This is a genomic window from Pseudomonas sp. 9Ag (assembly GCF_902506445.1).
Classification (GTDB): domain Bacteria; phylum Pseudomonadota; class Gammaproteobacteria; order Pseudomonadales; family Pseudomonadaceae; genus Stutzerimonas; species Stutzerimonas stutzeri_AB.
The window spans coordinates 1363031-1384480 of sequence record NZ_LR733836.1; the positions used below are offsets into that span (position 1 = coordinate 1363031).

Sequence of the window (21450 nt, forward strand, 5' to 3'; positions counted from 1 at the left end):
CATGAAACTGCCGAGCCTACGGCCAGATTTGCAATTGTCGGTCGCAGCTCCAGATCTGGACGGTTCGCCCCAGTGGACATTGGCCGATCCTGTGCGTGGGCGCTACTTCAAGTTCGGCGCTGCGGCGATGCGATTGCTCAGGCACTGGGCGTTAGGCGACTCGGAAAAGGTGTTGTGCGCAGCAAATCGTGAGCCGGGCCTGCCGCTCAATAGCGAATCGGTGGAACAATTGCTGGGTTTCCTGCGTGGTCAGGATCTGATCAGCGCGGTCGATCCTGAGCAACGCGACAGCTATCAATACAAGACGGCCGCCCAGCGTCAGAGCCTGTGGCAAGCCCTGCTGCACCAATACCTTTTCTTTCGAATTCCGCTGTGGAGACCCAATGCCTTTCTTAACCGAACCTGGCCGTGGCTCGCACGCTTTGGCCCCGGCATCTTGCGCTACGGATTGCCTGTCACACTGGTAGTAGGGGTTTTTCTGGTGTCGCGGGACTGGCAGCGCTTCGTGGGCACTTTTCCGCACCTGTTCAGCCTGGGCGGTGCTCTGGCATTCGGCGTAGCCCTGTTTTTCGCCAAGCTGTGCCACGAATTCGGTCACGCCTTTATGGCCAAGCGAGCCGGTTGTCGCGTGCAAAGCATGGGTTTGGCGTTCATGGTGCTATTGCCGATGTTTTACACCGACGTGAGTGATGCCTGGCGAGTCAATGATCGCCGCGCGCGGCTGTTGATAGGTGCGGGGGGGGTGCTGGCGGAGATGGTGTTGGCCTGCATCGCATTGTTAGTTTGGTCGCTGCTGCCTGACGGGCCGACGCGCACCGCAGCCTTTATGCTGGCCAGTGCAACGTGGATCACCACCTTGCTCATCAACCTAAATCCATTTATGCGTTTTGACGGCTATTTTCTGCTCAGTGATTTCTGGGGAGTGGATAACCTCCAAAGTCGAGCATTCGCTTTGTGCCGCTGGCGCTTGCGTGAAGCGTTGTTTGGGTATGGGATCGCGGCGCCGGAGCCCTGGCCGCCAAAGATGCGCCGGCGTTTATTCGTGTGGGGTTACGGCGCCTGGCTATGGCGTGCGGCCTTGTTTTTGGGTATTGCGTTGGCGGTTTATCACCTGTTCTTCAAGGTGCTCGGCATCTTTCTAATGGCGGTGGAACTGGTGTGGTTCATTGGCATGCCAATAATGAGGGAATGGCGGCATTGGTGGAGCGCACGCGACCATGCTCGTCCCGCCCGCGTGTGGTTAACCGGCATGGGTATGCTCGCAGTGATCCTGGCACTTTTTGTGCCGTGGCGTAGCGCCGTTGAGGTGCCCGCGTTGTTTGAGGCCGGCCGCGCTAGTGCCTTACATGCCCCCGTGGCCGCAAAGGTAAAACGGGTGAATATTCAGGACGGACAGGTTGTAGCGCAGGGCGAGGTGCTTATCGAACTGGAGTCGCCTGACCTTGCTTCGCGCCTGGGCATTGTGCGGCGTGAAATCCAGATTCAGCAATTGCGAATGAGACGAGAGGCCGGTCGTAGCGAGACCGCAGCAGATGCGGGCATCGTCGAGCAACAATTAGCTGAGTCCGTCGCCGAGTACAGAGGGCTGGCAGCCCAGCAGGAGCGTTTGCTGTTGCGCGCGCCTCATGCCGGTCGGGTTAGAGACGTTCTTCAGCACCTATCGTTGGGTCGCTGGTTGTCACCGAACCAACCCCTGGCCAGGGTGGTGCAGGAAGATTCTCGATTGCGCGGATATCTGCCGGAATCTGAATTACGACGGGTTGAACCCGGCGCAACAGGGCGATTTATTGCTGACGACCCGATGCGTCCCTCTTTGGCCGTACGGCTGAACGAGGTTGATACCAATGGCGTAGCTTCGGTCGATCTGCAGGCGTTGACGTCTGATAATCACGGGCCAATTGCTGTGCGTCGTGATGCTCAGCAACGGGCCGTACCGTTACAGGCACAGTACGGCGTACGCCTTAGTTCCATTGATAAAACGCCCGCTCCGACACACCCTTTGCGAGGCGTGGTTGTATTGCAGGGCCAGAGCGAGTCATTGCTGGGCGCGGGCTGGCGCCGGCTAGCAGCCCTAGGGATTCGGGAGAGCGGCTTCTAGGTTGCGGCCAGTGGTAAGGCCGGTATACCACTGATATAGCCGTACGCCGTTTTGCTTCCGCAGGCATGATGAAAAATGATCACGGATCAGCTGCAGTGTCGTAGCCCATCAAACCAGCCTAAGTGGGTGAAGTGTCAATATTCAATGACTGGGGGCTAGTTTCAACAAAGTTCCACTAGGCGCCGATTGGTTCCTCGACTACGCTCTGGTGCCAGTAGTGAACATAAGTGGTGAAGGGATGTCGCAGTTCCATTTTATTTCAGGTTTGCCGCGTTCTGGTTCCACTTTGCTTTCTGCGATCCTTCTGCAAAATCCACGTTTTCATGCCGGCATGACCAGCCCTGTCGGTTCGCTGTTCAGCAGCGTTCTGCAGCAATGCAGCGCTGGCAGTGAGTTTGGCTCGGTGATCGACACCAACTTGCGCCGTCGTCTGTTGCGCGGGCTGTTCGACTCCTACTACGCCGACAAGGCCGACAAGCCTGTCATCTTCGATACAAATCGCCAATGGTGCGCCCGGTTGCCTGCGTTGCAGGACCTGTTCCCTCAGGCCAAGACCATCGCCTGTGTGCGCAACGTCGCCTGGGTGCTGGACAGTCTGGAGCGGCTTTACCGCGCCAATCCGTTCGAGAACACCAAGCTGTTCAATGACGATGATGAGCGCAACACCGTCTACAGCCGCTGCGAAACCCTGGCCCAGCGCAACCGCCTGGTTGGCTTTGCCTGGACGGCGCTCAAAGAGGCGTATTACGGCGAAAACGCCGAGTCGATGCTGATCGTCGACTACGACCTGTTGAGCCAGGCCCCGGAGCGCGTGATGCGCCTGGTGTACGAATTCATCGGCGAACCCTGGTTCGAACACGATTTCAATCACTTGACCTACGACGCACCGGCCTTCGACCAGGCCCTGGGCGTTGCCGGCCTACACAAGGTCAAGCCCAAGGTCGCGCCGCAAGCCCGGCGGACCTTGCTACCACCGGATCTGTTTGAAAAGTATGCCGAGTTGTCGTTCTGGCGCGATGGGTCCGCAAGCGCCGCCAATGTCATTCGTATGAAAACCGACGCGGCGGTCAGCTGACTCGCGTTTTTTTCATTTTTATGTTTAAAAAGTTCGAGTCCAGGTGAACGTCATGTGGTGGAGCAAAGGTAAATCGCGGGTAACCGAGGGCGCAAAGGCTCTGGCATCGCCGATGATCATTTCCCTGGAGCCGCGGATGCTGTTCGACGGCGCGGTGGCGGCTACCGTGGCCGATGCTGCACAGGCGGACGTCCAACCCACCGCAGACGCGGCCAAGGCGCCTACGACTGATCAGGCTTCAGACAGCCACGCGCCTGAAGGTCAGGCCGATGCCACCCAGGCCGCAGTACCGGGCAAAGCCGTGGTGTTTGTCGATTCCCGGGTCAAGGATTCTGCCAGCCTGCTTGAAGGGGTTGCGACCGGTACCCAGGTGGTGCAACTGGATGCCACCAAGGACGGTCTGCAGCAAATCGCCGATTACCTGGACTCCCATCAGGACATCAGTACGGTTCAGATCATCGCCCACGGCAACGCCGGTGATTTGTGGCTGGGTAACAGCTACCTGTCGTCGGACAACGTCCAGGCCCGCAGTGAGGTGCTGGCGCAAATCGGCCAGGACATGAACGTCGGTGGCGATATTCTGATCTATGGCTGCTACACCGCCGAGGGCGAGCGCGGCCTGAGCCTGGTCGATTCACTGGCGCAGTTGACCGGCCGCGACGTGGCGGCGTCCACCGACCGAACCGGCGTTGGTGGCGACTGGGACCTGGAAATCGCCACCGGCAACATCGAAAGCGCCAACGTGCTCTCGACCACGGCCATGAGCGAGTACCAATGGGGCCTGGCCACCTGGACCGCTACCAACAACCTCAATTCGGGTATCGGTTCTTTACGCGCGGCGCTGTCTTCTGCGCAAAATGGTGACATCGTCACGTTCAATACCGGCATGACCGTCGCGCTAACGCAGGTGCTGGTGGTCGACAAGAATGTCACCATCGATGGCGATATCGACAACGATAACGTGGCCGATGTGACCCTGGATGGGCAATACCGCACTCAGATCATCAACGTGACGGCGGGTACCACTGCCACCCTCGATGGGCTGGTGATTACTCGGGGCATGGTGGCAGGCAACGGTGGTAACGGCGGCGACGATGCAATGGTGTCCAAGGGCGGTGGTATCTACAACGCCGGCACCTTGACCCTGAGAAATGTTACGGTCACAGCGAACGCCGCCTCGGGCGGCGGCGGTGGCGGTGGTGTAACGCCACAGTATGCCGGTGGCGCCGGTGGTGGCGGTGGTGCGATCACCGGCGGTACCGGTGGCAAGGGGGGCAACACCCTCAATTCCACAGGCTCCAACGGCACGGCCGGACAGGGCGGTGCGGGCGGCGGCTTCTTCAACATCGGCGGGCGCGGCGGTTCCACCACCGGTGGTGCGGGCGGTGCGGCTTATCCGGGCTACAGCACCGGTTCGGCTGGTGGCACGGCCACCAGCGGTGGTTTGTCCATCGGCGGTGGCGGCGGTGGCGACGGCTATAACGACATCGGCGGCGCCGGTGGCGGTGCGGTCGGCGGTATCTACAACGATACCGGCGCGACCCTGCGGATCATCGGCAACTCGGTCATCTCCAACAACGTCGGTGCCGGCGGTGGTGGTGGCGGTGGTGGTGCCGGTGGTAGTTACTACCAGGCAGGCGGTGCGGGCGGCGTCGGGGTTGGCGCCATCTGGAACAAGGGTTCGATCCTGATCACGGCCGCCAACTTCGCTGCCCTGGCCGGCAACGTCGGCGGCAGCGGGATTGGCGGAACGAGTGCTGGCAGCGCGGGCGTCTCGCCTGCGTCGGTGGCCAACGTCTACGGCGATGGCGGCACCATCAACCCCAACTATGTGCCGGACGAGACACCGCCCACCGCCGCCGTCGTGGTGGCCAGTACCAACCTCAACTCCGGTGGTACATCGACGGTCACCATCACCTTCTCCGAAGCCGTGACCGGCCTTGCCGCGGCGGACCTGACGGTGCAGAACGGCAGCGTCGGCACCTTGACCAGTGGCGACGGTGGCATCACCTGGACCGGGACGTTGACTGCGGCCAGTGACATCGCCGACAGCACCAACATCATCACCCTGAACAATACCGGCGTGGCCGACCTGGCCGGCAATGCCGGCGTGGGCACCACCGACTCGAACAACTACATTGTCAACGACACCGTGGCGCCGACGGCGTCCATCGTGGTGAGCGACACCGCCCTCAGGATTGGCGAGACCTCGACGGTCACCATCACCTTCAGCGAAGCGGTGGGCGGTTTCACCGCCGCCGACCTGACCGTCGCCAACGGTACCCTCAGCGGCCTGAGCAGTAGCGACGGCGGCATCACCTGGACGGCCACGCTGACACCGGATGCGGCGATCACCGATACCTCCAATCTCATTGTCCTGAATAACACTGGCGTGGCGGACCTCAATGGCAATGCTGGCGCGGGGACTACCAATTCCAACAACTACGCCGTTGACACGCAGCGCCCGACCGCCACCATCGTGGTGTCCGACACCGCGCTGCGCGCTGGGGAAACCTCGGTGGTGACCATCACCTTCACCGAGGCTGTGAGTGGTTTCACCACCGCCGACCTGACGGTCGCCAATGGCACGGTCACCGGCCTGAACAGCAGCGACGGCGGCATTACCTGGACCGCTACGCTTACCCCGAGCGCCAGCATCACTGACACCAGCAACCTGATCACCCTGGATAACACCGGCATTGCGGACTCGGCGGGCAACGCCGGTAGCGGGACCACCGACTCCAACAATTACGCAATCGACACGCTGCGTCCCACCGCCACCATCGTGGTCGCCGATAGCGCGCTGAACATTGGCGAAACATCGCTGGTGACGATTACCTTCAGCGAGGCCGTCACGGGTTTCACCCTGGCCGACCTGACCGTTGCCAACGGCTCCTTGAGCGGTCTGAGCAGCGGCGACGGTGGCATCACCTGGACCGCGACGCTCACCCCGAGCGCCAGCATCACCGACGCCACCAACCTGATCGTCCTGGCCAATACCGGTGTGGCGGACGCGGCCGGTAACGCCGGTACGGGCACCACCAGTTCCAACAACTATGCCGTCGACACGGTGCGTCCGACCGTCACCATCGTGGTTGCGGACAACGCGTTGAGGGTTGGCGAAACGTCCCTAGTGACCATCACCTTCAACGAAGCGGTAACAGGCTTTACCACCGCCGACCTGACGGTCGCCAACGGCACGGTCACCGGCTTAAGCAGTGGCGACGGCGGCATTACTTGGACCGGCACGCTCACACCAAGCGCCAGCATCAGCGACACCACCAACCTCATCACCCTGGACAACACCGGCGTGACTGACGCGGCGGGCAACACCGGCAGCGGTACCACTGATTCCAACAACTACGCCATCGACACCGCACGTCCGACCCCCACCATCGTGGTCGCCGACACGGCCATCGCCGTTGGCGAAACATCGGTGGTGACGATTACCTTCAGCGAACCCGTGACGGGCTTCACCCTGGCGGACTTGAGCGTCACCAATGGCAGCCTGAGCGGCCTGAGCACCAGCGACAACATCACCTACACGGCGACCTTCACGCCAAGCGCGGGTGTCAGCGATGCCACCAACCTGATCACGCTCAATAACACGGGCGTGGTGGACGGCGCAGGCAATACCGGCAGCGGCACCACCGATTCCAACAACTACGCCGTCGACACACTGCGCCCGACCGCCACCATCGTGGTCGCCGATACGGCGCTGAGTGTCGGTGAAACGTCGCTGGTTACCATTACGTTCTCCGAGGCGGTAAGCGGTTTTGTCAATTCGGACCTGAGCGTGGCTAACGGTACGCTGAGTGCGGTCAGCAGCAGTGATGGTGGCATCACCTGGACGGCCACCTTCACCCCGGCCCTTGGGGTCAGCGACACGTCCAACGTCATCACCCTGAACAACAGCGGCGTCAGCGATGCGGCGGGCAACACCGGTACCGGCACCACCAGCTCCAACAACTACCAGGTCGACACCAACGTGCCGACGGCGACCATCGTGATTGCGGATACCACATTGAGCATTGGCGAGACGTCGTTGGTGACCGTGACCTTCAACTCGGCGGTTAGCGGTTTCGACAATTCGGACCTGACCGTCAGCAACGGCACGCTCAGCAACATGAGCAGCACCGACGGCGGCGTCACCTGGACGGCCACCTTTACGCCGAGCGTCAGTATTTCCGATACCAGCAACGTGATCACCCTGGACAATACCGGCTTGATCAACGGCGCGGGCAACGCTGGCGTGGGCACCACCGACTCCAACAACTATGTGGTCGACACGGTGCGCCCAACGGCGACCATCGTCGTGGCTGACACCGCCATTGCCGCCGGCGAGACCTCGCTGGTGACGATCACCTTCAGCGAGGCCGTGACAGCGTTCACCAGTGCCGACCTGATGGTTGCCAATGGCGTGATCTCCGGTCTGAGCAGCAGCGACGGCGGCATCACCTGGACCGCGACCTTCACACCGACCGCTGGCGTCACGGACACCAGCAACGTCATCTCGCTCAACAGTGGTGGCATCATTGACCTGGCCGGCAACACCAACGTCGGTGGTGCCGACTCCAATAACTACAGCATCGACAGCCAGCGTCCGACCGCCACCATTGTGCTGAGTGACGCAGCGTTGAGACCGGGCGAAACGGCTCAAGTGACCATCACCTTCAGCGAGGCAGTCACCGGCTTCAGCAACGCCGACCTGAGCGTGGCAAATGGCACATTGAGCGCCGTGAGCAGCAGCGACGGCGGCTTGACCTGGACTGCCACTTTCACGCCTGACCTGGGCGTGACCGACGCCAGCAACCTGATCGTCCTGGACAATGCCGGCGTGAGCGACGCGGCGGGCAATACCGGGACAGGCACCACCAACTCGAGCAACTACGCGGTCGAGACGCGAGTGCCAACCGCCACCGTCGTGGTGGCTGATAACGCACTCAGCGTGGGGGAAACCTCGCTGGTGACCATCACCTTCTCGGAAGCGGTCAGCGGGTTCGACAATGCCGACCTGAGCGTGAGCAATGGCACACTGAGTAACGTCTCGTCCACCGATGGCGGCGTGACCTGGACGGCCACCCTCACCCCGGCCAGCAACATTAGCGACACCAGCAACTTGATTAGCCTGGACACCGGCGGCGTGGCCAACGTTTCGGGCAACAACGGTGTCGGCGTGGTGAACTCCAACAATTATGCGGTCGACACGGTGCGCCCGGGCGCCACCATCACCGTGGGCGACAACACTCTGGGTATCGGCCAGAGCACCACGGTGACCATCAGCTTCACCGAGGCGGTGTCCGGTTTTGACTTATCGGATCTCAGTGTCGCTAACGGTGTGTTGTCGAACCTCGCCAGCAGTGACGGCGGCCTGACCTGGACGGCGACCCTGACGCCTACCGCGGGCGTCAACGATGCCACCAACCTCATCCTGCTCGACGTCAGTAATGTGCAGGACCTGGCCGGCAACGCCGGCGCAGGCATCGCCATTTCCAGCAATTACGCACTCGACGCCACCCGGCCGACGGCAACCATCGTGGTCGCCGACCCGAACCTGACGGCGGGCGAGACGACCCAGGTGACGCTCACCTTCAGCGAACCGGTGACTGGTTTCGATCTGTCGGACCTGAACGTCGCTAACGGTAAACTGACCAACCTGACCACCAGCGACAACGGCAGGACTTGGACTGCAACGTTTACCCCAACCGTGAACCTCACGGACCCTAGCAACTTCATCGACTTGGACACGGGTAGCGTTAGCGATCTGACGGGCAACGCCGGAGCAGGCGTGGCGGTTTCCAACAACTATGCAATTGACACGGTGGTGCTCAACGATGTGAAGCCCCCGCCGGAGTTCCTGACTTCCGACCCGGTCACGGTTATCCCGCCATCCGATGTGCATTTGCAGCCGATAGTCTTCGCGCCGCCAGCCGGTGCCCTCGGCTCGCCGCTGGGCTTTCCACCTCTTTTTGAACAACGGGACGTGGGCGGCGGCATTCGGCCGATCGGTGACATCTTCATCAACCGTGGCGCACTGACGCAGAGCTATATCGCCCAGGTATTCAGTACTGACGCCGCGGGCGATGGGGCCGGCCAGGGTTTCCTGGGCTTCGGTGGCGGCGATGGCGGAGTGTTCGGTAGCAGCACGATCGCCGGTCTATTCGGCCAGGATGCCGGTTCCGATGGTGCATCGCCGGACACATTCGGCATGTCGTCGATGCTGGGTGGTGACATGTTCCAAGGGGGAAGCGAGGTGTTCGGCGCACCAACCCTGGGTCAGCAACTGCAACAAATCAAAGACACCGAACAGCGTCAGGTCGACAGCCTTGCAAAGGCATTGCAACAGGTTGGCACGAGTCAGGCGCAGGCCTGAACAACAAAAATTGGGGCAGCCAGGGACAATCCAGGTAATGAATAGAAGTCAGAAGTTATTCGCAATGAGTGTACTGGCGTGTACGGTCAGCGGATGTGCGGTCACCAGTGAGCCGATTGAGCGTAGCGCCAGCGAGCAGCGCGCCCGAACCGATCTGCAGTCTATGTACAAGGATCAAGAGCCTCTCAGCGGTCCGCTGACCCTTCACGAGGCCATGGCCCGGGCGGTCAAGTACAACCTTGAAGGCCGCTTGAAGATCATGGAAGAGGCTCTGGCCAAGCGTCAGTTGGACTTAGCCAGTTTCGACATGCTTCCACGCATGGCCCTGGAGGCCGGCTATGTAGGCCGCAACAACGTGAGCGCTTCCAGCAGCGAGAGCGTGGAAACCGGTACCCAGTCCCTGGAACCGTCGACCTCTCAGGATCGCGATCGCGAAGTGGCCGACCTGACCATGGTCTGGAACGTGCTCGATTTTGGCGTGAGCTACATCAGTGCCAAGCAGGCCGGGGACCAGCGACTGATCGTGCAGGAGCGTCGTCGCAAGGTAATCAACACCATCGTCCAGGATGTACGTTCGGCTTACTGGCGTGCCATGGCCGCAGAGCGCCTGCTCAAACACATCGACAGCTTGATGGCCAGGGTCGATACGGCACGCGGGAACAGTCAGAGCATGAGCGAGCAACGCATTGGCGATCCGGTGCAGGCGCTGGGTTACCAGCGTTCGCTGATCCAGGCCACCCGCCAACTCGAAGAGCAGCGCCGGGCGTTGTCCCTGGCCAAGACGGAACTGGCGACTCTGATCAACCTCCCTCTTGGCACCGAGCTGACCTTGGCCGTCCAGGATCAATACGTCATTCCGGAACTCAAGATCGATCTCGCACGCCTTGAACAGGAAGCGTTGACCAGCCGCCCCGAACTGCGCGAGCAGGACTACCAGACGCGCATTACCGCCGCCGAAACCCGCAAGGCTATGCTGCGTCTGTTACCCGGGCTGGAGTTCTCCGCTGGAGGCCATTACGACAGCAACTCGTTCCTCGTGGAACAGAGCTGGATTGACTATGGAGTGAAAGTCACCTGGAACCTGTTCAACGTGATCTCCGCCCCGGCGGCCATTAACGTGGCTAAAGCTGGTGAAGAGGTCGCGGCGGCGCGGCGCCAGGCCATGTCGATTGCCGTACTTGCGCAGCTATACGTGGCCAATGCCAATTACCGCGAGGCGCTGCGTCAGTTCAAGACCAGCCAGCAGTTGTCAGATATTGAGGGGCAGATCGTCGGCCAGCTGCGCAGCCGCTATCAGGCTGCCGGCTTGGGTGAGCTGGACCTGATTCAAGGCGAGCTCAATACTCTGCAGGCTGATTTGCGGCGGGATCTAGCCTATGCCGACCTGCGCAACGCTTACGGTCAGATCTTCGCCAGTGCTGGTCTGGACCCGTTGCCCGATGAGGTGCAATCGACCGAGGTGCAATCCATTGCCACGGCATTGGCCAACCGCGAAGCGGGCTGGGCCAGAGGTGATATTGGTGTACCTATCGTAGCGTTGCCCCAGTAACAGCGTGCGCGCATGACACGCCTGGCGTTTTTCCAGCTGCCACGGCCAATGGACTTGCCTATGCTATTTCCGGATTGCAGGAAATAAGCTTGACCGCTGGCAAGGGCACTTCAATCGAATAGCGGCGGCTGGAGCGGTGTGGCGTGATCCCCCCGGCTGGCGCCTTCACCGAGCCGTCATCGGGCTGGGTAAGCCCGTGCACTGGGCATCCTTGTCAGTGGATGATCGCTGGTGTCAGGGGCTATGTGATTGGCCGCTTCAGGTAAATCAAATTTATGGGGCGAACAGACGTTCCCGCCCATATCCATGTTCGGGTCATCGTTGAGGACTTCATCGGGCAGGAATGACCTTCGATTGTATTTCCTAAACCATCTTAGTGGGGCAGGGCCTGAGGGTGCTGGTGCCTCGTTGAATAACCGAACAATGTCCGCATTTGGACAGTAAGCCGCCATTGGCCAGTGACTGCTAACGGCCCAGAAGCGGTCAGTATCGATCCCGACCAGCCAAACAGTTCGAACCATGACCAGGGGGACCGGGTTCGTCCCTCAACGACCAGGAAGTCGACCAGCAAACGGACCAGAACATCCATCGTCGGCGGGGTCCTAATCCTTAATCGCCCGGGCCACACGTGCGAACAGGTGGGCTCGGATGTGGCTGCAGCCCTGGCCGACATGGAGTCGCTGGGCGTTATGGGGCTGTTCAACCCGGACCTCGTTACACGCTTGAAAACGCATGCGCCGTTCAACGAGGTTCCCCCTCAGCTGCGCTATGCCGGCGGAGACGCTGAGGGCTACATTGACTCGCATGTCTAAGTGGTTCGCGGTCACTATGACGCGGACGAAATCTTGATCGTATCGACGAACGCGCGGAGCGCAGAGGGAATATTGCGGTTGCCGGGGTAATAGAGGTACGCGCCTGGGAAACCGCTGCACCAATCATCGAGCACGATGGTGAGCTGACCGGTCTTAAGAGCATCAAGTACTGAACTCTCGAACACGTAGGCGATGCCGAGCCCCGCGAGCGCAGCCTCAATCATCATACTTTCCTGATTCAAGATAAGGGTTCCTGGCACGTCGATCGCCAGCGTCTGCCCACGTTTCTCGAACTCCCATGCGAGGAGCTTTCCGTTGGGGAGCCGTACTCGAATGCACTCGTGCGACTGGAGGTCGTCTGGGGTCTTCGGCCGCTTGTGCCGCGTGAAGTAGCTAGGCGAAGCTACTGCGATGCCGCGCGCCTGGCCACCGACCTGTATTGCAATCATGTCGCGAGGAATGGCGCCGCCGAGCCGTACGCCGGCATCGAAGCCTTCTTTTACGATGTCGACAAATCGCCCTTCAGTTACGAGGTCAAGCTCGATTCCCGGGAAGCTCTTCTGAAACGCTGGGACCACTTCTCGGAGCAAGAGCCGTGCTCCCTGCTCCGGCGCGTTGATGCGAACGCGGCCTGTAGCCTTACCCCGAAACTCATCAACTTCACCAAGTGCACTACGGAGCTCCTCCAGGGCGGGACGCAGACGGGCTAGCAGCCTTTCCCCAGCTTGGGTAGGCGCTACGCTGCGTGTCGTTCGGTGGAGCAAACGCACATCCATGCGTTGTTCAAGCCGGCGTATCAGGTGGCTCACCGTCGATGGTGACAGTTCAAGAAGGTCCGCTGCCTTACGAAACGAACGCAATGTCGCCACCTCGGCAAAGGCGTTCAGCTCAGTCATATCGGGCATAGTCATTATTGGAGCCTTAGCATGAATGCATGCAGATTATCGCCATTGTGCAATGAGTGTTCTGCCGGTCCAATAGGGTTCAAGCCTCAAAAAGCGGTACATGCTGAACCTCCGTACGCGCCGCTTCCCACTGGCAAGCTCACCTTACTTGCAATGCAAGGCGCGCCAGAGGCGCATTTCGTGTCTACAGAGGAAACACCCGTATGTCTTTGTTAGCGATGTTCAAATCAGCAGGGCTGACCGGCTTCGGTTACGGGTCTACTGCGGAGCAGGTCACCGAAGGGTACTCGCTCACCGGCCAAACGATCTTAGTGACGGGTTGCAACTCGGGCATTGGGCAGGAGGCGTGTCGTGTGCTAGCCATGCGGGGCGCCCTTGTGCTTGGGACGGCGCGTACCAAAGAAAAGGCCGCCGCGGTATGCTCGACGTTCACCGGTAAGGCGATCGGCTATGCCTGTGAACTCTCGAATCCTCTGTCCGTGCGAGGGTGCGTTGCAGCGGTCAAGGCAGACGGTCACCGGCTTGACGCCATCATCGGCAACGCGGGCATTATGATGTTGCCGAAACTCGAGAAGTCGCACGGCTACGAGCTGCAGTTCTTCACCAATCACATTGGGCACTTTATGCTGGTCACAGGACTGCTCGAGCAGCTCAAAGAACGGGGTCGAGTGGTGATGCTCAGCAGTGAGGGACACCGGCAAGCGCCCATCGGGGGCATCTCGTTCGAGAACCTCTCGGGTGAGGGTGGGTATCAGCCGTTGACGGCATACGGCCAGTCAAAAATGGCCAACCTGCTTTTTGCCAAAGAGTTGCAACGGCGCTTTGTCGGCACTCAGAAGACCGCCTACGCGGTGCACCCCGGCGTCGTAGCCACCAAGCTTGCACGAAACCTCGGGCCAGTACTAAGCCGAGTGCTCGCGGCTACCGGCCCGCTTTTTCTTAAGTCGGTCGGTGAGGGTGCCGCGACTGAGGTCTTCGCCGCGGTCAACGTAAAGGCGCTGCCCTTGGCTGGCAGCTACCTCGCTGACTCGAACGTAGCGAAGCCCCGCGCCGACGCAGAAGACCCCGCGCTCGCCGCCCGGCTGTGGGCTGAGTCAGAGAAGATCGTACAGGCGCTTGATAATGAAGCCGGTTCCAGGCAGGCGTAACGACGCTTGCAAGGCTGCTCACAAATCTGTGAAGCCAACAATCGCTCCGCAATGCGGGCCTCGCACGTCCGACAGCATGGCTCGGCAAACTAGGTACTTGTATTGCGTAGGGTAGGTAACAGCGTTGCCGAACTTACAAGCATTCTTGCGCTTAGAACGAAATGGTTTTGTCATGCGCACCGTTTTGCTCACTCAGCCAGTTCGAGCGCAATATGCAATCACCCCGCCTGGAGCATCATTACGCGTACCCTTTGAGCTGTTCTGCGCTTGGTCATTGGTCATGGTGAGGAGGTCTATAACGCACGGCTTTCCTACGACCTCGCGAAGGCGTCACAAACTGACCAGTCATTTATGTGCAACTTACCTTTAAAGCCCTGGTAGGCCTTGGCCATTTTTTGTTCTGTCCGGATGGCTTGGCGCAACAGGTCAGCTGAAACAGTATCGGTCGGCGCGCTCCAGTCTTTGCCTACCATTAAGGATGAGGCCTTGAGTTCAAGGCGAAGTGCTGCGGTTAACACCGCTGAAGCCTTCGACAGTGTGCTGTGCGCTGAGCTGGCCAGTGCGCCGTCCGTTCAGTTGGCCACCCAACGTATCCCCAATACCAACGCCCCTACTTCATGGAGCGAGAACATTAACGGGGCAGCGTAAAGCTGGGTGGCCCGGCTCTCCAGCGGGAATTCCCAGCCACTTTAACCCTTCATACTTGGACCGTTTCGGGTCCCATGCTGCCGGTTATGAACGGCCAAAATCACCCTGCCCGGCTGAGGCTACTATCTGCTTTAGGCCGTTAGCGGGTGTTGGTGCAGGCCGCTAACGGCCAAAAAGCGGATATCACCTTCGAAACAAAAAGGATCGATTCGGGGCGCATACTCAGATGCGCCAACGGCCTGGGCGCGCTAGACGGCGCGTCGGGATTGTGCGTGATCTCGATACCGGTTCAGGGCCACTGATGAAGCCCCATAGCCTCTTATCGATGCACTTACGGCGTCGAGGCGTTGAACTGGATGCGCTGGCCTGGCACTAGGCGATCGCTTTCTATGCTGATGTCCAGTGCCGCCCGCGCATGCTGACCAATACATGCCGCAGCGGTCCGTTCCGCGCCGGGAAGCAACCCCTTTAACGAAGTGCCCATGCGTTGACCATCCGCGGCTGGCCAGGCGTCGTAATAGATCGGCGCCACGCCTTCGTTGCGCACCGTCATACGCACGCAGTCGCCATTGCTGGAGAGCGCCGTGATCCGGAACGCGTAGCCGGTCGCCATCGACGCCTCGCGAATCCGCCAGCGCGGCTGATAGCCGGGCTGATCGTTTCCGAGCATGTAGCTGATGTGATACTGCGCCGCGAAGGATTCGAAGCTCCGTCCCCAGGGACCGTTCGGGGCCAGCACATGCTCCTGATCGTAATCGCTGTAGTAGTTGAATTCGCCGCCTGCGGGGCTGTGGTGATAGCGTGTGCTCCCGAAGAACAGCCAGGAGGCGCGGTTGTATTCCTGATTGCTCTCCGAATGCGTCTCGTGCATGAAGGAATCGTCGAACAGGCCGAAGCGCAGCTGCCGCAGGGCCGGTACCGCCGAGAACGGCGTGTACTTGGTGCTGGCAGCGTCGATCGACAGCGACCACGGCGTCTTTATGAATGTGTCGCCCAGGTGCGCCAGAAACTGCTGCTGGAAGGCCTTCGACGGAAACGTGGTGCCGAGCTTCAACGGTCCGTCCCAGAGGTGGTACTCGGCATAGGAGCCGAAACCGACCTGCAGGAAGGCAAGACGTGAATCGCGGTCGTAGCGCTGCGCAAACCGGCTGTAGAACTGGAGGATGAACGCCTGTAGCGTGGGCGAACGCCAGTCCGGCACGAACGTCCGCTGACCCTCAATCTTGTGGTAGCTCAGCGCATGATCGGGCGCACCTGCGACGTGGGCAGGAATCGAGACCTTTGTTTGCCCGGGATAGGTGTCGTGAAAGCGCAAAATCATCTGGTGACCACGCCCCGCCGAGGACGCCAGCGCGGCATCGACCCGTGACCAGTCGTAGACGCCCGACTCGGTGACGACATCGCTGTACTTGAAGTAGGCGAACTCCAGTTGCACGTCTTCGCCGAGCGCGTCGAGATCACGGGTGTTGTCGTTCCACAACACGATGCCGGTCATAGGTTGCACCCGGTCGATCGAAGAATGCAGCGGTACCGGAACATAGTCCGCGACACTCGAGCGTTGCACTGCGTCGGCCTGCGATGCGCTCGCGACTGTCAGCAGCGCGGCGGTGGTGAACCCGTGCAGCAGGGGGCGGCATATCTGCATGACATCTCTTCTGTAGTTGATGCGGAGCCAAAGTCTAGACACCAAGCGTCCACGACCGTAGAAGATTAGCGTGACAGATTTCTTTTATTGTGCTGAATGACCGCTTCTGGGCGATTCCTGCCGGTTATGGCGTAAAACTGTGGGGCAGTTGGCGAAGGCCGCTGGTCCCTGATCCCAACGCCGCATCCGTTAACACAGACGCTTGATCTTCTTTGAGACGCTGGCGAGGCCCAGCTACAGGGGTTACGCATGAACGCCGCACGGCAGCAGGGTACCGTCAGCTAGCTGGAGTTGCGGTCTACAAGTATCATCAACATTGGTAGCTTACGGGCTACAAAAGAGATGAATCAGAGCTTTTCTGTAGCTTAAAGGCTACAACTGCCAGGCTTGATAGGCACTTGCCTCGGCTTCCCGCTGAAGGTGTTGTTAGCTCACCCTTTCAAAAGTTCAACGTCTGTCCCCGCGAACGAGGGTGCGAGCAGCGCATCCTAAACTCGCTCTGATAGACGCTGAGATGAGTGGGAAGCTCCCGCCGCTCACTGAGCACGCCTCACCGAGAGTCCCCGGCAGGCCGCCGGAGTCTCTATTGCTGTAATACGCTGGCTACGTTGCCGGTACCGTTTTGAATGATGCTCGCCGAATGACTGACCAGCCCTTCAGCTTGCATCAGGACAGCCTGATTGCTGTTACCCGTTTGGCTGATCAATGCTTCATGAGCGCTAAAGTTCTGGTTGGCTTCTATCTCGTTGTAGGAGCCCATTTGATTGATTGCCAGACTATTGTCATCCCCAATCTGCGACGTTATCACTGTGTTGTAATCTCCTTCCGAAGAGCCGGTTAGGCTGCTGTTATGCCCGGCGATGTAGGCGTCAAGTCTGTTTCCGGTGCCCCGCTGGGCATAATCCAGAGTGCTGTGGCCATCTCGGGCTTCGATCTGCGCGACGTTGGCGACACCGGTTTGCCGCAGCAGTACATCAGCGGCGGGATAGCGTCCGGAACGCTGCTGGACGTCTGCCTGATTTGCCGTGCCGTCCTGTTCGATTACAGCCGAACCTCCGCCCAAGCCGCTGCTCAGTTGCTCCAGGCGCAAGAGGTTCGCACTGCCGCTCTGCCGAACCTCTGCGGTGCTAAAGCCGGTTTGATTCGTTTCGACCACGTTATCCTGACCGATGGACACGACGTCGAGCCCGTTGCCTACCCATGTCTGGCGGGCAGCAATCCGGTTGCCTGTACCTTCTTGGTAGAAGGTTGCGGTGCTCGCCAATTCGCCGAAGTACTCATGCTGTTCAAGCGTGGCGGTATTGGACGTCCCCTCCTGGTAGATCTCGGCGCTTGCCATCCCAGGCCGGCTTCCGTTTACCTGGTAGATTGCGGCGGAATTCAGGTTACCTGTTTGTTCGATACTCGCCTGGCCAGCTTCGCTACCTAACCCCGATTGTTCAATGATTGCGTTGTTCACGGTGCCGTTCTGCTGGATGAACGATCGCAGCATGACGCCACGCTGCGTCTGTTCAGCGCTGTTGTTAATACCGTTTTGTTCGATCTCAGCAATTTGATCGTTGGCCATGGCGCTGCTGCTTGCCATCCATAAAAGCGCAGCCGCTATAGAAGTGAATTTGGACATTGGCGTCTCCTGTTTCGCGTTGGATGAGCTCCGTACATCACAGGCGAAGCCAATAGGAGTCTTGTCGGTACGTTCGGGTTGCGCTAGCGCACAAGGCGGCTAACAGATGGCCGGTTAGCACTCGTCTCTTTCCGGCTTATAGATCTCCACCGCTATGCCGTCATCTCGCTGATAACAATCGCATTGATGCTCCGCAACAGGCGTACCTGGCCGGCCAATGTCGCTGTTGGCAAATTGACCGGCGGTTGCAGTAGGGGCCAGTTGCCAGCCGATTAGCGCACAAGGCGCCGTCTGATGCCGGCGCCGATTGACGGATGTACGGGCTGCTGGAACACGCCGTGGAGGAGAAGGGGGCCGAAGCCCCGCTTCGCTTACAGCAGCCCCAGTTCCGCAAACGACACCTGCTCGCGACCCGCCACAATGATGTGATCCAGCGTCCGGACCTCAACCAGCCCCAGCGCCTCCTTCAACCGGGCTGTTAAAGTCCTGTCCGCCTGGCTTGGCTCTGAATGCCCGCTCGGGTGGTTGTGCGCAAGGATGGTTGCCGCTGCATTGAGCTTGAGCGCTTTCTTCACGACTTCGCGCGGATATACCGAGGCACTGTCGATGGTCCCTCGAAACATTTCGGCGTACTGGATCAACCGATGCTGATTGTCGAGAAACAGCACCGCAAAGATCTCATGCTCAAGTCCTGCGAGCTTGGCGCCCAGGTACTCTTTGACGATGTCTGGCGACGCGAACGGTGCCCCGTTGCAGATCCTCTGATCGACGACTCGACGCGCCGCCTCCAGGATCTGATCGGCCGTCGCTGGGAGGTAGCACCCCCGGTCGTCACGCACCAGAAGAGAGGAACCAAAAGAGAAGGAGAATTGAGACATGGCAGCATGCTCCAGTTGCTCGGGCGAAATTGCCCGGAACCGACCCGGCACGGCGCAGCGCAAGCGGTCACAGGGGCATCGCCGGCCTTCGGCCGCCAGCGCGAAGCGTGCAGCCCTTGACGGCGAGCACGCCGTGACAAGGTGAAGGATCCAGCAAGACCGCCTCCCCACTCTCTGGCACGGACTCACCGACACGTACGGCAAGCGGAGCGCGCAAGTGCAACCCCGAAGGAGGTGCGCTGGAGCAGAGAGCTGAAATGGCCAGCGATCTCGATGTATAACAGCGAAGAAGTCAGGAAGCCGCTATGCCCGGCAGATGATCGAATGTCAGCGGTGACGGTCTGAACGTAACGTATTGAGATCGACGGAGCAGTAGATGACCGCTTTTGATTGGCAGCGCATGTTGCTGGACGAGTTTCCAGTCGCCTTTCTCGGTGAAGTCGCATTCCGTGCGCTTTTTGCGTTTGTCATCGTATTCCTCTTCCTGAAAATCAGCGGTCGCCGTGGCGTTCGGCAGTTGTCGCTATTTGAACTCGTCGTAATTCTTACCCTTGGTTCCGCCGCGGGCGACGTCTCGTTCTACGAAGATGTACCCTTGCTGCCTATCGCCGCTGTGTTCGCTACGCTGCTGCTTGTCTATCGGCTCACTGTTCTGCTCATGAGCCATAGCATTCGGTTTTCCGACTGGATGGAAGGCAAGCCAGTCACGATTATCAGAGATGGTCTTTATGAGCTGAACAGCCTGAACCGCTTGAACATCTCCGCCGACGAGTTTTTCATGGAGCTGCGTATACAGGGGGTTGAACATCTTGGTCAGGTGCGCCTGGGCATCCTTGAAACCGATGGCAATGTGAGCCTGTTTTATTACGCGCCAGAGGCGGTAAAGCCAGGGCTGTCCGTTTTGCCTCCGCAGCACCGCCCCACCTATGAGCGAGTTCCGGCCACCGCTATATATGCTTGTTCGCGCTGTGGCCATATTGAAAACATAGGCAGCCATCAGCACGAAGTCTGTCCTCGCTGCGGAAATAATAAATGGTCGACCGCCTTGAGCGATCCACGGCAGCGCTAATGTTAGGCGTCACATGTTTCGCCTTGGGATTAGTTTAGGAGTACGCCTGGATTGCCGACCAGAGTGGGACGGGGCGCTGAAGCGCCAAAAGCGCGACACGGAACCGCTTCTGCCAAGTGCTGAACTGGCTAAAAGCCTCAAGCAGAACGGCGGTGGCCTCCGCTAAAGGGTACGGACGCTGACGGTCTTGAGGGGCTTGATGTGTGAGCGGGCATGAACAGCATCTCGGTAAAGAGGGCCGTGCTCTCGAACTTCTAGAGCCACATGTTTCGCAACGGCAGGCCGTCACTGAGACCGGCATGGGTCGAACGCGGAGATTCCAAAACAGCCACGGCAAGAAATCTTGGCGCTTCGTGGCCGGGAAATGATTGTTCGTTCGCGCGAGCGGTCCAGCGTCTGGCTGATGAGGGACTCTTCAAGCCAGCTACAACTGGCGATGGTCCCGTTTGCGAACCCGTCGGGGGCGTACAACCCGGCCATGGTTTGAGTCGCGAATCCGCTAAGGCGATTTGATCGCTATTGCCTTCCATATTTCATCAGGCGAAGCGCAAAAAGCGCCCTGCTGAGGCAGGGCGCTCTTGGCGATTATCCGGCTTTTCGGCTCCAGATCAGCGTATGGCTGCCATCCTCGCCTTCGATGAGGTTGGCGTAGACCGTGGCGGGCAGAGTTGGATCATCGATGCTCACCGACAGGTACGGACGGTCCGACTGGCTGAGTTTCTCCCAGGCAGCACCGATTTCGTATCCGCCGGAAGCCAGGATGCGATAGTCGGGCGCGTGCTCGCTGCTCTTGGTGTTTGAAACGAAGCTCACCTTGGCCTGGAACGAGAGGGTGCGCAGGGTGCCGGTGAAGCCGTCTTTGGTGTTGGTAAAGGTGCCGATGATGGCCATGATGTGCTCCTTTCGGATTCAAGGTCGCGCCTATCGCGTCCTTGTTGTGAACCGGTCGGCGAGGGAGGGCCGAACGCACTGCGCTGCAGCCGAAACGTAGAGGAGGACCGTGAGCACCGAACATTTTGTCGCGCGAGGAAGCCGCTCGCCGGCGGGGAAAATGTTTGGTGCGAACGGTTGCGGGCCTAGGCCCGATCCCGCCAGGATTCACGACGAGCCAAGGACGCAGGGGCTGACCAACCGAATTGGGCCAGGCCATGTCTCAGGTCTTCGCCACATTCCGAAATGGCGGCTCGAGCCTGTGCCTTTAGGAGAGTCTGGAGGTGAGTTACAGACAGCTCAGCAGCGTGCTGCGGGATGAGTTCATGTAGCCGAGCTCGGCTGCGAGAAGCCCCAACAGTCTCCACGGCCAATGTTCATCGACCGTGGCTGTAACAGCGACCTAGCGAGGCTAACTCCATCTAGGCTGGGCGTGTTAAGAATGGAATCCAATGGCGGTGCGGTGGTAATCGGTTCCGAAGTGGACAGCTGAAAGTCGGCGTCAGGTGCGTCAAGAAGCCGCAGCTGGTAGGGTTGGAGAAGGCAGCAGGTTAGTGATTTAGCGCTCGTATCCAACGTGCCTTCATGTGTACGAAAATGTGTACCTAACCACTGCCTAACGTTAATTATTACCTTTGAATTCAGTGACTTACACTAACAATTCGAGTCTCTCCGTCCGCACCATCTGAAACGCGA

The 21450-nt window shown here is 59.8% G+C and carries 13 protein-coding genes; 8 read left to right on the forward strand and 5 right to left on the reverse strand.

Annotation, left to right across the window (positions count from 1 at the left end; all coding sequences use genetic code 11):
* The first annotated feature begins 1 nt into the window (after position 1).
* From ALTERO38_RS06160 to ALTERO38_RS06180, 5 genes are all read left to right on the forward strand, one after another.
* A complete protein-coding gene (locus ALTERO38_RS06160; RefSeq protein ID WP_159967666.1) occupies positions 2 to 2098 on the forward strand; it encodes an HlyD family efflux transporter periplasmic adaptor subunit in 2097 nt (698 codons plus the stop codon).
* A 238-nt stretch (positions 2099 to 2336) separates the two neighbouring features.
* Positions 2337 to 3173 (forward strand): sulfotransferase, encoded by an 837-nt coding sequence (locus tag ALTERO38_RS06165; RefSeq protein WP_159967667.1) that lies wholly within the window; start codon positions 2337 to 2339, stop codon positions 3171 to 3173.
* Positions 3174 to 3225: 52 nt separating this feature from the next.
* The gene (locus tag ALTERO38_RS06170) at positions 3226 to 9546 is read left to right on the forward strand and encodes an Ig-like domain-containing protein (RefSeq protein ID WP_159967668.1); all 6321 of its coding nucleotides are present in this window, start codon (positions 3226 to 3228) and stop codon (positions 9544 to 9546) included.
* 37 nt (positions 9547 to 9583) lie between these two features.
* Positions 9584 to 11095, forward strand: coding sequence for a TolC family protein (locus ALTERO38_RS06175; RefSeq protein WP_159967669.1), 1512 nt, complete (start codon positions 9584 to 9586; stop codon positions 11093 to 11095).
* 650 nt (positions 11096 to 11745) lie between these two features.
* Positions 11746 to 11907, forward strand: a complete 162-nt coding sequence (locus tag ALTERO38_RS06180; protein WP_159967670.1) for a hypothetical protein — start codon at positions 11746 to 11748, stop codon at positions 11905 to 11907.
* Positions 11908 to 11921: 14 nt separating this feature from the next.
* Here ALTERO38_RS06180 and ALTERO38_RS06185 read toward each other — a convergent pair whose 3' ends face one another.
* A complete protein-coding gene (locus tag ALTERO38_RS06185) occupies positions 11922 to 12818 on the reverse strand; it encodes a LysR family transcriptional regulator (protein WP_159967671.1) in 897 nt (298 codons plus the stop codon).
* Positions 12819 to 13015: 197 nt separating this feature from the next.
* Between ALTERO38_RS06185 and ALTERO38_RS06190 the strand changes: the two genes are divergently transcribed.
* Positions 13016 to 13960, forward strand: coding sequence for an SDR family NAD(P)-dependent oxidoreductase (locus ALTERO38_RS06190; RefSeq protein ID WP_159967672.1), 945 nt, complete (start codon positions 13016 to 13018; stop codon positions 13958 to 13960).
* Between the two features lie 145 nt (positions 13961 to 14105).
* Positions 14106 to 14330, forward strand: a complete 225-nt coding sequence (locus tag ALTERO38_RS21755; RefSeq protein WP_372239404.1) for a winged helix-turn-helix transcriptional regulator — start codon at positions 14106 to 14108, stop codon at positions 14328 to 14330.
* 609 nt (positions 14331 to 14939) lie between these two features.
* On the opposite strand, the gene ALTERO38_RS06200 is transcribed toward ALTERO38_RS21755, so the two are convergent.
* From ALTERO38_RS06200 to ALTERO38_RS06210, 3 genes are all read right to left on the reverse strand, one after another.
* Positions 14940 to 16103 carry a DUF4832 domain-containing protein gene (locus tag ALTERO38_RS06200; protein ID WP_159967673.1) on the reverse strand — a complete coding sequence of 388 codons (1164 nt, stop codon included), beginning with the start codon at positions 16101 to 16103 and terminating at the stop codon, positions 14940 to 14942.
* 733 nt (positions 16104 to 16836) lie between these two features.
* On the reverse strand, positions 16837 to 17877 hold the full coding sequence (locus ALTERO38_RS06205; RefSeq protein WP_159967674.1) for a hypothetical protein: 1041 nt from the start codon (positions 17875 to 17877) through the stop codon (positions 16837 to 16839).
* A 371-nt stretch (positions 17878 to 18248) separates the two neighbouring features.
* Positions 18249 to 18755, reverse strand: a complete 507-nt coding sequence (locus ALTERO38_RS06210) for a RadC family protein (protein WP_159967675.1) — start codon at positions 18753 to 18755, stop codon at positions 18249 to 18251.
* Positions 18756 to 19131: 376 nt separating this feature from the next.
* Here ALTERO38_RS06210 and ALTERO38_RS06215 point away from each other — a divergent pair, with 376 nt between their 5' ends.
* The gene (locus ALTERO38_RS06215) at positions 19132 to 19824 is read left to right on the forward strand and encodes a YetF domain-containing protein (RefSeq protein ID WP_159967676.1); all 693 of its coding nucleotides are present in this window, start codon (positions 19132 to 19134) and stop codon (positions 19822 to 19824) included.
* 585 nt (positions 19825 to 20409) lie between these two features.
* On the opposite strand, the gene ALTERO38_RS06220 is transcribed toward ALTERO38_RS06215, so the two are convergent.
* Positions 20410 to 20715, reverse strand: coding sequence for a DUF736 domain-containing protein (locus ALTERO38_RS06220; RefSeq protein ID WP_159967677.1), 306 nt, complete (start codon positions 20713 to 20715; stop codon positions 20410 to 20412).
* Positions 20716 to 21450: the final 735 nt, after the last annotated feature.

Excerpts from the sequence above, each read along its gene's own strand:
- ALTERO38_RS06220 (WP_159967677.1), bottom strand. The coding sequence starts at position 20,715 with ATGGCCATCATCGGCACCTTTACCAACACCAAAGACGGCTTCACCGGC.
- ALTERO38_RS06170 (WP_159967668.1), top strand. The coding sequence starts at position 3,226 with ATGTGGTGGAGCAAAGGTAAATCGCGGGTAACCGAGGGCGCAAAGGCT.
- ALTERO38_RS06185 (WP_159967671.1), bottom strand. The coding sequence starts at position 12,818 with ATGACTATGCCCGATATGACTGAGCTGAACGCCTTTGCCGAGGTGGCG.
- ALTERO38_RS06175 (WP_159967669.1), top strand. The coding sequence starts at position 9,584 with ATGAATAGAAGTCAGAAGTTATTCGCAATGAGTGTACTGGCGTGTACG.
- ALTERO38_RS06215 (WP_159967676.1), top strand. The coding sequence starts at position 19,132 with ATGACCGCTTTTGATTGGCAGCGCATGTTGCTGGACGAGTTTCCAGTC.
- ALTERO38_RS06210 (WP_159967675.1), bottom strand. The coding sequence starts at position 18,755 with ATGTCTCAATTCTCCTTCTCTTTTGGTTCCTCTCTTCTGGTGCGTGAC.
- ALTERO38_RS06190 (WP_159967672.1), top strand. The coding sequence starts at position 13,016 with ATGTCTTTGTTAGCGATGTTCAAATCAGCAGGGCTGACCGGCTTCGGT.
- ALTERO38_RS06200 (WP_159967673.1), bottom strand. The coding sequence starts at position 16,103 with ATGACCGGCATCGTGTTGTGGAACGACAACACCCGTGATCTCGACGCG.
- ALTERO38_RS06160 (WP_159967666.1), top strand. The coding sequence starts at position 2 with ATGAAACTGCCGAGCCTACGGCCAGATTTGCAATTGTCGGTCGCAGCT.
- ALTERO38_RS06205 (WP_159967674.1), bottom strand. The coding sequence starts at position 17,877 with ATGTCCAAATTCACTTCTATAGCGGCTGCGCTTTTATGGATGGCAAGC.
- ALTERO38_RS06165 (WP_159967667.1), top strand. The coding sequence starts at position 2,337 with ATGTCGCAGTTCCATTTTATTTCAGGTTTGCCGCGTTCTGGTTCCACT.